General features: G+C 71.4%; 10 protein-coding genes and 1 pseudogene. 5 read left to right on the top strand and 6 right to left on the bottom strand.

What is annotated here, in order from left to right:
- Window positions 1-3: 3 nt before the first annotated feature.
- The 4 genes from ACXN5W_RS21340 to ACXN5W_RS21355 are packed head-to-tail and all read left to right on the top strand — an operon-like array spanning window position 4 to window position 5,848.
- Window positions 4-1,476 (top strand): ABC transporter substrate-binding protein, encoded by a 1,473-nt coding sequence (locus ACXN5W_RS21340; RefSeq protein WP_473160109.1) that lies wholly within the window; start codon window positions 4-6, stop codon window positions 1,474-1,476.
- Between the two features lie 49 nt (window positions 1,477-1,525).
- Window positions 1,526-2,398 carry an ABC transporter permease gene (locus ACXN5W_RS21345; protein ID WP_473160110.1) on the top strand — a complete coding sequence of 291 codons (873 nt, stop codon included), beginning with the start codon at window positions 1,526-1,528 and terminating at the stop codon, window positions 2,396-2,398.
- On the top strand, window positions 2,395-3,129 hold the full coding sequence (locus ACXN5W_RS21350; protein ID WP_473160111.1) for an ABC transporter ATP-binding protein: 735 nt from the start codon (window positions 2,395-2,397) through the stop codon (window positions 3,127-3,129). Before ACXN5W_RS21345 ends, ACXN5W_RS21350 begins: the two co-directional genes overlap by 4 nt.
- Window positions 3,130-3,154: 25 nt before the next feature.
- On the top strand, window positions 3,155-5,848 hold the full coding sequence (locus tag ACXN5W_RS21355) for a fumarate reductase/succinate dehydrogenase flavoprotein subunit (RefSeq protein ID WP_473160112.1): 2,694 nt from the start codon (window positions 3,155-3,157) through the stop codon (window positions 5,846-5,848).
- Window positions 5,849-5,977: 129 nt separating this feature from the next.
- Here ACXN5W_RS21355 and ACXN5W_RS21360 read toward each other — a convergent pair whose 3' ends face one another.
- A complete protein-coding gene (locus tag ACXN5W_RS21360) occupies window positions 5,978-7,750 on the bottom strand; it encodes a ricin-type beta-trefoil lectin domain protein (protein WP_473160113.1) in 1,773 nt (590 codons plus the stop codon).
- Window positions 7,751-8,316: 566 nt separating this feature from the next.
- On the opposite strand from ACXN5W_RS21360, the gene ACXN5W_RS21365 reads away from it, so the two are divergent.
- Entirely contained in the window at window positions 8,317-9,945 is a 1,629-nt protein-coding gene (locus ACXN5W_RS21365) for a glycoside hydrolase family 27 protein (RefSeq protein ID WP_473160114.1), read from the top strand.
- 222 nt (window positions 9,946-10,167) lie between these two features.
- Here ACXN5W_RS21365 and ACXN5W_RS21370 read toward each other — a convergent pair whose 3' ends face one another.
- The 5 genes and pseudogenes from ACXN5W_RS21370 to ACXN5W_RS21390 all read right to left on the bottom strand — a co-directional run.
- Window positions 10,168-10,614, bottom strand: a complete 447-nt coding sequence (locus tag ACXN5W_RS21370) for a hypothetical protein (RefSeq protein ID WP_473160115.1) — start codon at window positions 10,612-10,614, stop codon at window positions 10,168-10,170.
- Window positions 10,611-13,040, bottom strand: a complete 2,430-nt coding sequence (gene fxsT / locus ACXN5W_RS21375; RefSeq protein ID WP_473160116.1) for an FxSxx-COOH system tetratricopeptide repeat protein — start codon at window positions 13,038-13,040, stop codon at window positions 10,611-10,613. Before fxsT ends, ACXN5W_RS21370 begins: the two co-directional genes overlap by 4 nt.
- Window positions 13,041-13,195: 155 nt before the next feature.
- A complete protein-coding gene (locus ACXN5W_RS21380; RefSeq protein ID WP_473160117.1) occupies window positions 13,196-13,834 on the bottom strand; it encodes a TetR/AcrR family transcriptional regulator in 639 nt (212 codons plus the stop codon).
- Entirely contained in the window at window positions 13,824-14,549 is a 726-nt protein-coding gene (locus ACXN5W_RS21385; RefSeq protein WP_473160118.1) for an ABC transporter permease, read from the bottom strand. The genes ACXN5W_RS21380 and ACXN5W_RS21385 overlap by 11 nt, the downstream gene beginning before the upstream one ends.
- A gap of 66 nt (window positions 14,550-14,615) precedes the next feature.
- A pseudogene (locus ACXN5W_RS21390) lies at window positions 14,616-15,257 on the bottom strand (ABC transporter ATP-binding protein); the annotation flags it as partial.
- Window positions 15,258-15,423: the final 166 nt, after the last annotated feature.

The raw sequence follows: 15,423 nt of genomic DNA on the forward strand, positions 1-15,423 counted from the left end.
CAGATGACAATCCGCCGTACCAGTCCGGCCGCCACGGGTCCGGCCGGTGCCGTACCGGCCGCCGGCCGCCGGGCCGGTGCCGTACTGGCCGCCGTCCTGCTGCTCGGCAGCGGCTGCACCGTCGCGGGCCGGGCCGCCGCCGGGGACGCCGAACGGGTGGTGGTCGGCTACCAGTCGAAGACCATCAACACCGTCACCGCGGGCACGCTGCTGCGGGCCCAGGGGTACTTCGAGCGGCGGCTGGCCGAACTCGGCCGCTCCACCGGCAGGAAGTACGCGGTGACCTGGCAGGACTACGACACGGGCGCGCCGATCACCGCGCAGATGATGGCCGGCAAGATCGATATCGGCTCGATGGGTGACTACCCGTTGCTGATCAACGCGGCCCGGGGGCAGCAGGCCGCCGAGACCCGGACCCGGCTGGTGTCGATCACCGGCTACAACATCCGGGGCGGCCTCAACAGCATCGTGGTGTCGCCCCACTCGCCCGTGCGGACGCTCGCCGACCTGCGGGGCCGGACCGTCTCCGCCAGCATCGGCTCGGCCGGTCACGGCCTGCTCGTGCAGGCGGCGACGAGGGCGGGCCTGGACCCGGCGAAGGACTTCCGGACCGAGAACCAGCAGCCGCAGGTGGGTGCGTCGGCGCTGCGGTCCGGCGCCGTCGCCGCGCTGGCGCAGTTCGTGGCCTGGCCGGGGCTGCTCGTCCACCAGGGCCAGGCCAGGATGCTCTACGACGGCGGCGCGCTGGGCGTACCCACCCTGCACGGCGTGGTCGTCCGGGAGCGGTTCGCCACCGAGCACGGCGACGTGCTGGGGGCGTTCCTGCGGGCGCAGCTCGACGCCACCGGGTTCCTGCACCGGTCCCCGCTGGCCGCCGCGAAGATCGTCGCCGACGCCACCGGGCTGCCGCCCGAGGTGGTCTACCTCTACAACGGGCCGAACGGGGTGGCGACCTTCGACGTGACCGTCAAGGCGCCGCTGCGGGACGCGCTGGCCCGGGACATCCCGTTCCTGAAGTCCATCGGCGTCCTCCAACAGGTCGACCTGCCCGCCTTCGTCGACGACGGTGCGGTGCGGACGGCGTACGGCCCCGACTACGACCGGGATGTCGCCGCGCTGACCAACCCGGCGGCGATCAGCGGCACCGACGAGGTCTGCCACCGGGCGGTGGACGATCCGGCGCGGGCCAGCGAACTGTGGCCGGCGGGCACGGACACCACCCGGGCCGCGGCCACCCCGACCTGCCTGCTGCGCGCGCTCCGGGCGGGTGCCACACCCCGGGCCGGGTACGTGCCCGACACCGTCACCGGCACCCGCTGGTTCGCCGACAAGTCCGTCTGGGTCCGCGACCCCGCCGCGCCGGAGCAGGACCGATTCAAGCCCTTCACCACGGCCGAGACGGCGGCGACCTACCTGGCCCACCACCCCGGTGCGGCGCTGGTGTCCTACTCCGCGGCCCTGGCCGGGGCGGCATGAACGGGCAGTGGACGGCCAGGCCCAACCGGAAGGCCAGAGAGGAGGCCCGATGACCACCGTCGTGCTGACCGACGCCACCGAACAGACTCCGACGTCACCGCGCCCGGCCACCGCGCCGGCCGTCCGCTACCCCGGATGGCTGCGCTGGGTCGTGCGTACCGCCTCGGTGGCGACGGCACTCGCACTGTGGCAGCTGGTCACCGTCGCGGACGTCAACCTCGGCGTACGCTTCGACCGGCTGCCCACCCTCTCCGAGTTGGCCCGGTCCTTCGGCCACCACCTGGCCAGCGCGGAGTACTACCTCGACATCGCCCAGAGCCTGGTACGCATCCTCAGCGGCTTCTCGCTCGCCGCGGTGGTCGGGGTCGGCGCCGGGATCGCGGTGGCCCGCTCCCGCCCGCTGGCGGACCTGCTGCAACCCCTGTTCGAGCTGATCCGTCCGATTCCCGCGATCGCCCTGGTGCCGGTGGCCATCCTGGTGTTCCCGACGAACGAGCAGGGCATCGTGTTCATCACGTTCACCGCGGCGTTCTTCCCGATCCTGGTCAGTACCCGACACGCGGTGCGCGCCCTGCCCACCGTCTGGGAGGACGCCGTACGGACCATGGGCGGTGGACGGATCCGCGTACTGACCAGTGTGGTGCTGCCCGGGATCCGACCCGGCGTGTTCGGTGGGCTCTCGGTCGGGATGGGCGTCGCCTGGATCTGCGTGATCTCCGCCGAGATGATCTCGGGCGACTACGGGATCGGTTACCGGACCTGGCAGGCGTACACCATCGTCGACTATCCGGGGGTGCTCGTCGGGATGGCCACGATCGGACTGCTCGGCTGGGCCACCTCCAGCGCGGTCGAGTTCGCCGGTCGCCGGGCCACCCGCTGGCTCCCGGCCCGGGACCGGTCCGGTTGGGGGCGGTCCCGGTGATCTCGCTGCGGACGGACGGGCTGGACCTCGGCTACGACGGGGCACCGGTGGTCCGCGGCCTGGACCTCGACGTGCGGCCGGGCGAACTGTTCGTGCTGGCGGGGGCCTCGGGTTGCGGCAAGTCGACGCTGCTGCGGGCCCTCGCCGGACTGCTGCCGCCGCGCGCCGGGACGATCCTGGCCGATGACGTTCCGGTGCGCGGGCCGGCACCGGACCGGGCCCTGATCTTCCAGGACGACGCGCTGCTGCCATGGCGTACCGCCCGGCGCAACGTGGAACTTCCGCTCGCGATCCGGGGCGTCGCCCGCGCCGAGCGCCGCGACCGGGCCACCGAGTGGCTGTCCCGGGTCGGCCTCGCCGGGCAGGAACGGCGGCTGCCCGGGCAGCTCTCCGGTGGGATGCGCCAGCGGGTTCAGCTCGCCCGCACCCTGGCCGGCGCCCCGCGCGCGGTGTTCATGGACGAGCCGTTCGGGGCGCTCGACGCGCAGACCCGGGCCGCCATGCAGCGGCTGCTGATCGAGGTGCTGACGGCCGCGCCCGCGACGGTCGTGTTCGTCACCCACGACGTCGACGAGGCACTCCTGCTCGGCGACCGGGTCGCCGTCCTCGGTGCCGAGGGCGTCCGTGACCTGGTCGACGTCCCGTACCCCCGGGGTGTGGCGGCCCGGGGCGCGGCGGAGGTCGCCGACGCCCGCGACCGCATCCTGGCCGCCCTCGGCACCACCCGCTGATCCGTCCGGAAGGAAGTCCCCGACCGTGCAGACACCGCCACTCACCGACCGCCTGGAACTGACCTGCGACGTCCTCGTCGTCGGCGGGGGAACGGCCGGCACCATGGCCGCCATCACGGCCGCCGAGGCCGGGGCCCGGGTGCTCCTGCTGGAGAAGGCCCACGTGCGGCACTCCGGCGCGCTCGCCATGGGAATGGACGGCGTCAACAACGCCGTCATCCCCGGCAAGGCGACCCCGGAGGAGTACGTCGCCGAGATCACCAGGGCGAACGACGGCATCGTCAACCAGCGGACCATCATGCGGACCGCCACCCGGGGCCACGAGATGGTCCGCCGGCTGGAGCGGTACGGCGTCAAGTTCGAGAAGGACGAGTACGGCGAGTACGCGGTGCGCCGCGTACACCGGTCCGGCAGCTACGTCCTGCCGATGCCGGAGGGGCGGGACATCAAGAAGGTGCTCTACCGGGTGCTGCGCGAGCGTCGCATGCGCGAGCGGGTCCGGATCGAGAACCGGGTGATGCCGGTGCGGGTGCTGACCCGGGACGGGCGCGCGGTCGGGGTGGCCGGCCTGCACACCCGGACCGGTCAGTTCGTCACCGTCGCGGCCGGGGCCGTCGTGCTGGCGACCGGCGCGTGTGGCCGACTCGGGCTGCCCGCCAGCGGGTACCTCTACGGGACCTACGAGAACCCGACGAACGCGGGTGACGGGTACGCCATGGCGTACCACGCCGGAGCGGAACTGTCCGGCATCGAGTGCTTCCAGATCAACCCCCTGATCAAGGACTACAACGGCCCGGCCTGCGCCTACGTGGCCAACCCGTTCGGCGGGTACCAGGTGAACAACCGGGGGGAGCGGTTCGTCGACTGCGACTACTGGTCCGGGCAGATGATGGCGGAGGTGTCCCGGGAGATCGCCTCCGCGCGCGGACCCATCTATCTGAAGTTGACCCATCTGCCCGAGGAGCGGGTCGCCGCGCTGGAGACGATCCTGCACACCACCGAGCGGCCCACCCGGGGCACGTTCCACGCGGGCCGTGGTCACGACTACCGCACGCACGACGTCGAGATGCACATCTCGGAGATCGGGTTGTGCGGCGGGCACTCCGCGTCCGGGGTCTGGGTCGACGAGAACGGCGCGACCACCGTACCGGGGCTGTACGCCGCCGGTGACCTGGCGTGCGTCCCGCACAACTACATGATCGGCGCCTTCGTCTTCGGCGATCTGGCCGGCGGCCACGCCGCCCGCACCCTGGTACCCCCGCCGGACCTGCCGGCCGACCAGCTCGCCGCCGCGCACGAACTGATCTACCGCCCGCTGGCCAACCCCGACGGCCCGGCACAGCCGCAGGTCGAGTACAAGTTGCGGCGGTTCGTCAACGACTACGTGGCACCGGCGAAGACCGCGGCCAAGCTGGAACTCGCGATCGAGTCCTTCGACCGGATGCGCGGGGAGATCGCCGCGATGGGCGCGCGTACCCCGCACGAGCTGATGCGGTGCGCCGAGGTGAGCTTCATCCGGGACTGCGCCGAGATGGCCGCCCGCGCCTCACTCGTCCGCGCCGAGAGCCGGTGGGGGCTCTACCACGACCGGGCCGATCTGCCCGCACGCAACGACGCCGACTGGTTCTGCCACCTCAACCTCCGGCGCCGGCCCGACGGGAGGATGGAATTCCTCAAGCGTCCGGTCGCGCCGTACCTGGTGCCGGTCGCCGAGTTCCGTCCACCGCCAGCCGGGCCGGACGAGCTGGTGGTGGCCGAGCCGGCGCACCGGTTCGCCGGTGTCCGTTCCGCCCCGCAGACCCTGGGCGCCGGTCGGGTCGCCCGGGCGGACGACCGCCTGCTGGAGCTGCTGCGACTCGCCGAGGAGCAGCCCAGCCTCACCCGACTGGCGCCGTACCTCGTCGACGTCGACCCCGATGTGCGCCGTACCGCCGTGCTCACCCTGACCGAGTCCGCGCCGGACGGTGCCGCCGAGGCCCTGGTCGAACGGCTGGACGACGCCGACCCGGGCGTGCGGGGGGCGGCGGTGGGGGCGCTGCGCGAACTGGCCGACGTGCTGCCCCGGGATCTCGGTGGTCCGCTGCGGAAGCGGGCCGGCAACGACGACCCGGCCGTCCGCGGCCTCGTGCTGGAACTGCTCCGGGTCACCGGGACGGGCGTGCTGGACGACTTCACCGGCGGTCTCGCCGATGCCGAGCCGGCCGTCCGCATCGCGGCCGTCCGAGGCCTGGTCCGGCTCGGCGCAACCGGCGCGCTCGCGGCGGCCGGCACCGACCCGGCCCGGGAGGTGCGCGTCGCGGTGGCCCACGGGCTCGGCAGCCTCGCGGAACCAGCGGGCGCACCGGCGCTGCTGCGGCTGGCCACCGACCCCGATCCGCTGGTACGCGCCGCCGCGCTCGTGGCCGCCGCCGCCATCGGCTGCCCGGAGCCCCTCGCCGCCGTTGCCGTCGAGGGACTGCGCGACCCCGCGTGGCAGGTGCGGGAGGCCGCCGCCACCGCGCTGGCCGGGGCCGGCCCGGCCGTCGCGGTCCGCCCACTGCTGGACGTGGTCCGGGACGGCAACCTCGACGTCCGCCGGGCCGCGGTGCGTTCGTTGGCGGCGTGGACCGACCGCGCGGACGTGACGGCGGCGCTGCGGGTGGCGGTCGACGGCGACCCGGACGCCGACGTCCGGGCCTACGCCCGGCGGGCGCTGACGGCAGAACCCGCCGCCGGCTGACGCCGACGGCGGGTCCACATCGGGCGCCAGCCGCTGCCCTTGGCCGACCGGCCACCCGCTGCGTGTGATCAGCGGGTGGCCGGGTCGGACCGTGTGGGGTGCGCTGTCTGACCTTCCTGCTCGGTCGGGTCAGCTGCGCAGGCTCCACTGCTGGTTGCTACCGCCGTTGCAGGACCACAGGATCAGCTTGGTGCCGTTGGCCGTACCGGCACCGTTGGCGTCGAGGCACAGGCCGGACTGCTGACCGGTGATCGTGCCGTTGGAGTTGACGTTCCACTGCTGGTTGGCCTGACCGTTGCAGTCCCAGATGATCACCGTGGTGCCGTTGCTCGTACCGGCGCCGTTCGCGTCCAGGCACTTGTTGCCGTACACCTGCAACTGCTTACCCGAGGTGTAGGTCCAGGACTGGCCGGCGGCGCCGTTGCAGTCCCACAACTGCACCTGGGTGCCGTTGGTGGTGGACGAGTTCGGCACCTCGACGCAGCGGCCGGACTGGCCACCCACGATCCGCTGCGCACCCGACGGCGGCGGCGTGGTCGGCCCACCCGTCGGCCCACCCGTCGGACCGCCGGTCGGACCGCCCGTCGGCGGCAGCAGGGTGATGGTGTAGGCGTCGTGCGAGTCGGTCCAGTTCACGCTCACGTTGGCGGTGTTGCCGTTGACGGCGATCGTCTGATCGGAAACGGTCGTCGGTCCGGAGACGGCGCCGCCGTTGTTGTAGGGGACCCGCTGGACCATGGCACGGATCTGGCCGTTCTGCACCAGCCCCGTGGTGTCGAGGCGGTTGAGGGCGATGTTGACGGTGCCGGTGTCGCCGTGGTTGCCGAGCAGGACCTTGGCGGTGCCGGTGTCCTTGGCGGCGACGGCTTCCATGTTGCCGGACTGGGTGGTGGTGACGCGGTTGCCGGTCATGGAGCCGTAGAACTGGTAGGCCCACCATTCGCCCTTGGTCTGGTACTGGCCGCTGGAGTTGCGGGTGAGCAGACTGGCGATGTCGTTGTGGAGGTTCTGTCCGCCGGCCCAGTTGGCGCGCAGGCCGTCGGCGCCGGCGCGTTCGAGACGGCCGAGGTACCAGGCGCCGTTGCCGGGGTTCTGCTCGTTGGAGGCGCCGTACTCGTTGATCTGGTGGGGGCGCGGGTGGGCGATGCCCCGGGAGCTGAGGGTGGAGTTGGCGGTGTTGACGTTGGACACCGGGTCGCCGGGCAGGGAGTGCCAGCTGAAGATGTCCGGTACGACGTTGTTGGCCTTGACGTAGTCGAGGTACTGGGTCCACCAGCCGCCGGTGGACGGCACGCCGGCCATGCTCGGTCCGACGATCAGCATGTTCGGGAAGGTGGAGCGGATGCGCTGGTAGGTGTGTTTCCACATTTCGAAGTACTGGGACTGGGACCGGTTCCAGAAGATGCTGAGGTTGGGTTCGTTCCAGATGTCCCACTCGACGGTGATGCCGGCGGTCTTGACGTCGTTGAACAGCCGGTTCAGATAGTTGTCGTAGTCGGTCCAGCTGCCGTTGTCACCGGGGAAGCGGCTGATGCCGGCACCGTCGGCGCCCCAGATGTCGTGGTTGAGCAGTACGAAGGTGCCGCCGAGGGCGGCGGTGCGGCGGGCCTGGGCCAGGGTGGCGTTCCAGCGGCGGTCGTAGCCGCCGCCGACCCAGCCCTGTCCGGGTAGTTGGGCGCCGCCGGCGCGCATCGCCTGGAACTTGACGTCCCGGAAGTAGTTGTCGGGCGGGTTCTGACCGTTCTCGGTCATTCCGTAGATCCAGCCCGATCCGCGGTAGGTGGGCGCCCCCAGGGTGCTGGAGAAGTCCACCGACACCCCACCGGCCGCCACCGCCGGCGTCCCCGGCAGCAGGGCGGCGACGACCGCGACGGCCACCGCGCTGAGGACCGATCCGAACAACCATCGATGCCGACGGGAAGTCCGCCTTAGTCTGACTGACACCTTTGCCTCCGCTGTCCGGTGTGCCGCACGACCTGAGCCCGTCCAGCCCAGTCCGATGCCCGGCGCGGCCCCGCAGCACACCGATAGGATCGTTTCGATTGATGTGTGTCACGCTAATTGCCTGCCAGGACTGCCTGTCTGGCGGTGTGGGCCGGGGAGTCTGCGAATCGGTTCGACGCCACATTAGAATCGACCTATTCCGATGTCAAGACTTGTTTGCCGATAGATGACGGTTCGGTTGCGCCGATCCGCGTTGGTTCACCGGCCGATCGGGGCCGGCCGTCCCCGGGATACCCGGCGGGTCAGTGGTGGTGAGACCTGTTGACTGTTCCGATGTTATCGATAACATCGATGCCGATGGGTGCCGACCATGATCTTCATCCGGTCGGTCACCGGTTCATCGCCGGGCAGTGCGATCCCGACCGGATCGCTGCACGCTGCCGGTCTGGTTCGTGCGGGTCGCCGGCTACGGCCGGCAGCCATGTCGAGGTGGAGGGCCCGATGTGGCCCGGAGGGAGAACCTGATGGGTCTCGGAGACAGGAGGGCCCGCCGACGGCGCGGCCCGCTCATGGCGGCGCTGCTGCTGCTGATCGGTGCCGCGTTCTGGGTGGTCGCAGGGCCGCTGGCCCCACCCGCGCAGGCGCTCGGGAACGGGCTGGCACTGACGCCCCCGATGGGTTGGAACGACTGGAACGCGTACGGCTGCAATGTTTCCGAGAACCTGGTCAAGCAGACCGCCGACCGGATCGTGTCCTCCGGCCTGGCCACCGCCGGATACCAGTACGTCAACATCGACGACTGCTGGATGCAGCACAACCGGGACGGCAGCGGAAACCTGCAGCCCGACTACGGCAAGTTCCCGGACGGGATCTCCGGCACGGCCGCGTACGTCCACTCCAAGGGCCTCAAGATCGGGATCTACGAGGACGCCGGCACGTCCACCTGCGCCGGCTACCCGGGCAGCCTCGGCCACGAGGCCCAGGACGCCCGGCTGTTCGCCTCCTGGGGCATCGACTACCTGAAGTACGACAACTGCTTCAACAACGGCAGCAGCACCACCCAGCAGTACATCCAGCGGTACTCGGCGATGCGCGACGCGCTGGCCGCGACCAACCGGCCGATCGTCTACAGCATCTGCGAGTGGGGCGTCAACGCCCCGTGGACCTGGGCCGGCGACGTCGGCAACCTGTGGCGGACCACCGGCGACATCCAGAACAACTACAACAGCATGCTGTCGATCTTCCACCAGAACGTGGGACTGTCGGCGTACGCCAAGCCCGGCGCGTGGAACGACCCGGACATGCTCGAGGTCGGCAACGGCATGTCCGCGACCGAGGACCGGGCCCACTTCAGCCTGTGGGCCGAGATGGCCGCGCCGCTGCTGGCCGGCAACAACCTGGTCAACGCGAGTTCCACCACGCTGTCCATCCTGGGTAACCGGGACGTGATCGCGGTCGACCAGGACTCGCTGGGCAAGCAGGGTCGGATGATCAGCTCCTCGAGCGGACGGGACGTGCTGGCCAAGCCGCTGGCCAACGGCGACGTCTCGGTGGTGCTGTTCAACGAGGGCAGCTCCACGGCCACCATCAGCACCACGGTGGGCGCCATCGGCAAGAGCGGCGCCGACAGCTACTCGCTGAAGGACCTGTGGTCCGGAGCGACCAGCACCACGAGCGGCAGCATCAGCGCCAGCGTTCCCGGGCACGGGGTGGTCATGTACCGGGTGTCCGGGGGCACCACCAGCACCCCCAGCCCCGGCCCCAGCGACTCGACGTTCGGGCTGCGCGGCGTCGCGTCGAACCGGTGCCTGGACGACCCGAACAGCAGCACCACCAACGGGGTGCAGCTGAACATCTGGGACTGCAACGGTCAGACCAACCAGCGGTGGACGTTCACCAGCGGCGGCCAGTTGCAGGTGTTGGGTAAGTGCGCCGACGCCTACAACAACCAGACCAGCACCGGTACCCAGGTGATCCTCTGGGACTGCAACGGTCAGACGAACCAGCAGTGGCGGATGAACTCCGACGGCTCGATCGCCGGGGTCCAGTCCGGGCTCTGCCTGGACATCGTCGGGGGGTCCACCGCCAACGGAGCCAAGATCCAGCTGTGGACCTGCAACGGCCAGAACAACCAGAAGTGGACCAAGGTCTGACAGTCAGGCCGCCGGAACGAAGTCGACACGGCGAACAACCGTGAACATCACGGGCCGGGGGGGGGGGGGGAAGAGCAAACCGCCCTCTCCCCCCCCCCCCCCCCCCCCCCGGCCCGTTCCATGTCGTCCAGCCGACCGCCGTACCGGCACGGCCGTCGGCCAACCAGCGACCCTGCCGGTACGGGCCGCCGGCCAGGCCATCCGACGCCGGTACGCGACTCGTCAGTGGACGATGGCAATCACCGTGAGCCCGACCCCGTACCCTGCGACGCCGAGGTGCAGGCCGGTCCACAGCCAGTGCAGGCGGATCCGGTGCAGCCGGGGATGGGCGTCGTAGTGCAGCTGCCGGAACCGCACGATGTTCGGATCCTCGACCAGCGTCTTCAGCTCCTTGAGCGTGGTGGTCAGGGCCCGGGCCTGGCTGAGGTGATAGCGGGAACGCTCGTGGTATTTCGCCGAGGTGAGGGCGCCGTACAGGCCGATGAGCGCGATGAGAATGCCGAGCGGGATCGTGCTGTCGGCGAACCTCTGCTGGATGATCAGCCCGCTGAGGCCGGCGGTGATCACCAGGATGAAGTTGGTCATGGTGGCCCGCTGGTCCTCACACTGGCGCAGCTGTTGACGGTGCTCGGTCCAGTAGGCCAGCACGACGTCCGCGGCGTCACTCATTCCGGTCCTCTCGTCGGATCGTCGGGCTCGCGACCCGCACCGGCAAGCGATTCCAGCTCCGCTCGAATGGCTCGGGTCCGCCGATGGTCGGGGCCGAGGGCGGCGAGGCTGATGGTGAGGGCTTGTTCGTACTGGTCGCGGGCCTCGTCGAGCTGTCCCAGTGCGCGTAGCACGTAGCCGAGGTTGCCGCGCCGGATGCCGATGTTGGGGTGGTTGGGGCCGAGGGCGGCGAGGCTGATGGTGAGGGCCTGTTCGTACTGGTCGCGGGCCTCGTCGAGCTGTCCCAGCTCACGTAGCACGCCGCCGAGGTTGTTGCGCCAGATGCCGATGTCCGGGTGGTTGGGGCCGAGGGCGGCGAGGCTGATGGTGAGGGCCTGTTCGTACTGGTCGCGGGCCTCGTCGAGCCGGCCCAGCTCACGTAGCACGCCGCCGAGGTTGCCGCGCCGGATCCCGATCTCGGGGTGGTTGGGGCCGAGGGCGGCGAGGCTGATGGTGAGGGCTTGTTCGTACTGGTCGCGGGCCTCGTCGAGCTGGCCCAGGCTCTGTAAGACCCGACCCACTTCGTCGTGCCGACGCCCCGTCTCGGGGTGGTCCGGGCCGAGCGTCGCCGCCGTGACGGCGAGGGCCCGCCGGGCCAACGGTTCGGCTTGGCGGTACTGGCCCCGTTCGCGCAGGTAGGTCGAGGCGCGGTCGAGCAGCCAGCCAGCCTGCTCGCCGCGGACGCCCAGCCGCTCGGCGTGATCGGTCACGGCCAGCAGATGTGGCAGCAGCCGCTCGCAGTCCGGCCAGGTTGGCACCTCCCAACTGTCGTTGGGGAAGGCCACCCGGATCAGGTCGACCGCCACGGCGGCCCAGACGCCCCGTTCCCCGTCGGTCAACCGGGCCTGTACCACGGCCTGGACCAGGCGGTGCATGCCGACCTCGGTCGGGCCGAGGGTGACCAGCGAATAGCCGCCGACCGCCGCCAGCAGCCGGTTGTAGGCCAGCCGGTCCGCCACCGCCGCGCCCAGCCGCTCGGGCAACAGCGACGCCCGTTCCGGCAGCAGGTCCCGGGGAACCTCGGAGGCCAGGAATGCCAGCAGGTTCAACAGTTGTTCCGCCAGCGGCTGCTGGGCGTGGACCTGCTCCAGCGACAGCGTCCAGACGGTTGCCACCCGCCGCCGGTCCGGATCCGGCGGGTCGTTGCCGGTACCGGCTTCGTCCAGCGCGAACAGCTCCCGGGCGCGGTCCCGGACCAGCCCGACGTACCCGGCCAGGTCCTCGCCGGTCTGCTCCAGGTAGGCGGCGGCTTCCTCCACCGCCAGCGGCAGGTCGCCGACCAGGTCCGCCAGGTCGCCCAGCAGTTTCTCGTCGGTGTGCCGGGTCCGGTTCCGCAGGTACGCCACGGACTCCTGCCGGGACCACACCTCCAGGGCGACCGGTGCGGCCCGCGCGCCCCAGGCCGGCCACCGGGAGGTGACCAGGACGTGTCCGCGGCCTCCCGGCGGCACCAGCCCGGCCAACGACTCCGGCCGCTCGGCGTTGTCGTAGACCAGCAGCCAGCGGTCCCGGCCGCGCAGGTGGTCGAAGACCGCCGCCACCGCCTCCCGTTCGTCGGCCGCGGCGGGTAGGCCGAGTCTGCCCCCGAGCTGGGCCAACTGTGCCGGCACGGTGGCCGGTTGCTCGGCGGCGATCCACCAGGCCAGGTCGTAGTCGCTGCCGAACCGGTACGCGTACTCGACCGCCAGCGTGGTCTTGCCGACTCCGCCCAGTCCGTGCACCGCGCCCGAGACCACGGCGGCCGAGGCGTCCGCCCGCAGCCTGCGGTACACCTCGCGAGTCGCCTCGGCGCGGCCGGTGAAGACCTGATTGCGGGCCGGCAGGTTCGTCACCGCCGGCCCGGCGCCGGGAAACCGCACCCGCGCGGGCCCGCCCGCCGCCGGTCCGTCGTCGGCCGGGCTGAGGTCGCCGGCTAGGCTGAGGGAACCCGCCGGGCCGGGGGAGCCCGGGAAGGCCGCCCGGGTCGGACGTAGCCGGTCAACATCCACCGCGGCCAGCAACTTCTTCCCGGCACCCATCTCGGCCACGTCGACGAGGTCCAGGTAGACCCGGGTGGTCAACAGCCCGGTCGGCTCGCACGGCTGCACCCGGACCGGGATCAGCAACCCGTGCTCCCCGCTCGGATCCCGGGCGAACACCGCCCGCCATTCTGCCTCGCAGTACGGCGACTCCAGGTACGCCGGAGACAGCACCGCGATGACCCGCCGTGCCGACCTGACGGCCGCGTGCATCTGGTGCGCGAAGTCGGAGCCCGGCCGGAAGTCCGCCGCCTGATACACCGTGCTGAACCCGGTCCGCTCAAGCTGGACGGCGATCCACTCGGCCCAGCCACGGTTCACGCTCGCGTAGCTGATGAAGAAGTCGGGACCCGACCGCCCGTCGTCCATCCGACCTCCGTGGCACCGGCAGGGCACCCCATCCTAGTGATCCAGGTCCACCATGGACCCACGCGGAAGCGGTCGTGCCTGTCGGAAAGGTGACGACCGTTCCGGTCCGCGTGCCGGGGGAGGACGGCGGGGTGGGATGCCGCGCCGACGGGGGTTCAGCGCGGGGCGATGCCGGCGAGGAGCGTGTCGATGATGTCGGGGATGCCCTCGGCCAGTACGGGGCGGTGGACGCCACCGACGATCTCGGTGAACCCGAGCACCATCGCCGGACCGATGATCATGGTGAGCGTGGCGTCGAGCGGAAAGTCGCCGAGCCGGCCGAGTCGCCGCTCGCCGGTGAGGTAGTCGGCCAGCGGTTGGCGTAGCCGTTGGGGTCCCATCGGCTCCCGATGGATCTCGACCATGAACCGGTGCAGCAGCGCGGGCTCGGAGACCAGACCCGTCACCACGGGCAGGGTGTCGGCGACCACCTTGTGGAGGGCACCCGCGTAGGTGATCAGATTGTTCCGGACGTCGCCCGTGCCGGGCTGTGGCAGGTCCCGTTCGAACCCGGCAAGTTCCCGGGCGTAGCGGCGGACCAGGGCTGCCACCAGCAGCTCCGACTTGTCGGCGAAGTAGTTGTACAGCACGCCGTCGGACACCCCGGCGGCACGGGCGATCTCGCGGGTGGTGATCGAGCCGACCTGCCGTTCGGTGAGGAGCCGTTCGGCGGCATCGACCAGCTGTTCCCGCAGGGCGGTGGCCGGGTCGTCCTCGACCCGGCCCCGCGTGACTCTGGTCCGTCTAGGTGACATCGCGCCTAACGGTAACCGACCCGGCCAGCAGCACGAGAACGGTGGCGTAGCCGGCGAGAACCAGCCCGCCACCCCACTGGGGCAGCACGTCGACACCCGGAAATGACACGCCCTCCAGCGCCTGCCCGCTGCGGAACGGCAGCCAGCGGCCGAGATCACCCAGCAACTGCCCGACGATGCCCTCGACCAGGGCCAACCAGGCCAGTGCCCCCGCCACGGCGGCCGTGACGTTGCGGACCAGCGCGCCGACCCCGACGCCGACCGCCGCGAAGCAGGCGTTCCAGGCCACGCAGCCCGCGACGGTGCCCCAGACCGCGGATGAGCCCAGGTCCAGCGAACCGCCCTTGGCGGCCAGCCAGACGGCGGTGGCCGCGATGGCCACGATCGAGCTGACCAGGCCGAAGACCACCCCGGCGCCGGTGTGGACGGCGAGCTTGGCGGCGATCACCCGGCCACGGCGGGGCGTGCCGAGGTAGGTGTCGGTGATGGTCCGGTGCCGGTACTCGCCGGCCACGGCGAGGATGCCGAGGACGAGGGAGAACAGCGACACCAGTCCGGCGTGCGCGACGGCTCGTTGGGCGGTCACCGGGTCGGCCACGGCCGGGTCATCGCTGAGGAACAGCCCGCTCACCCCCGCGACGATGACCAGTTGGGCGGCGACCAGCAGCACCAGCGGAGCGCGTACGCTGCGTAGTTTGTCGATCTCGGTTCGCATGCTCATCTCCTAGCCGGCGGCGGTGGTGAGTTCGAGGAAGGCGGCCTCCAGTGAGTCGCCGAGGCCGTCGAGTGGACCGGCGTAGCGCAGTCGTCCCCGGTTGACGATCACGACCTGGTCGACGGTCTGGGCGACCTCGCTGAGGACATGGCTGGAGATCACGATGGTCCGCCCGCCCGCGGCGAGGTCGCGCAGCAGGCCCCGTAGCCAGGCCATCCCGGCCGGGTCGAGGCCGTTGGCGGGTTCGTCCAGGACCAGCACGTCCGGATCGCCGAGCAGGGCACCGGCCAGCCCGAGCCGCTGACGCATGCCCAGGGAGTAGCCGCGGGTCCGCCGGTCGGCGGCGTCGGTCAACTGGACGAGGTCGATGACCTCGTCCACCCGGGACGGTCCCACCCCCGCTGGTCCGGCGAGGACCCGCAGGTGGTCCCGGCCGGTACGGCCCGGGTGCAGGCCGGTCGCCTCAAGCACCGCGCCCACCGTCCGCCGTGGTCGGGGCAGGTCGGCGTACCGGCGTCCGCCGATCAACGCGGTGCCGGCGGTGGGGGTGACCAGGCCCAGGGCCATCCGCAGGGTGGTCGTCTTGCCCGCGCCGTTGGGGCCGAGAAACCCGGTGATGCGACCGGCGGGCGCCTCGAATGACAGGTCCGAAACGGCATGGACCGCGCCGAAGCGCTTGGTCAGGCCGCGGACCGACAGGTCCGTCATGATCCTCTCCTCGGTTATGAGCGTACGTTCATGAACAGGTGCTCATGAGCGTACGCTCATAACAAGGGTGCGGTGGAGCCGACCCGGACATGGGAGCGGGGGGGGGGAGGGGGGGGGGGGGGGGGCGGGGCGAAGAACGGGGGGGGGGGGGGAGAGGGGTGAGAGG

Source organism: Plantactinospora sp. A48, assembly GCF_055793945.1.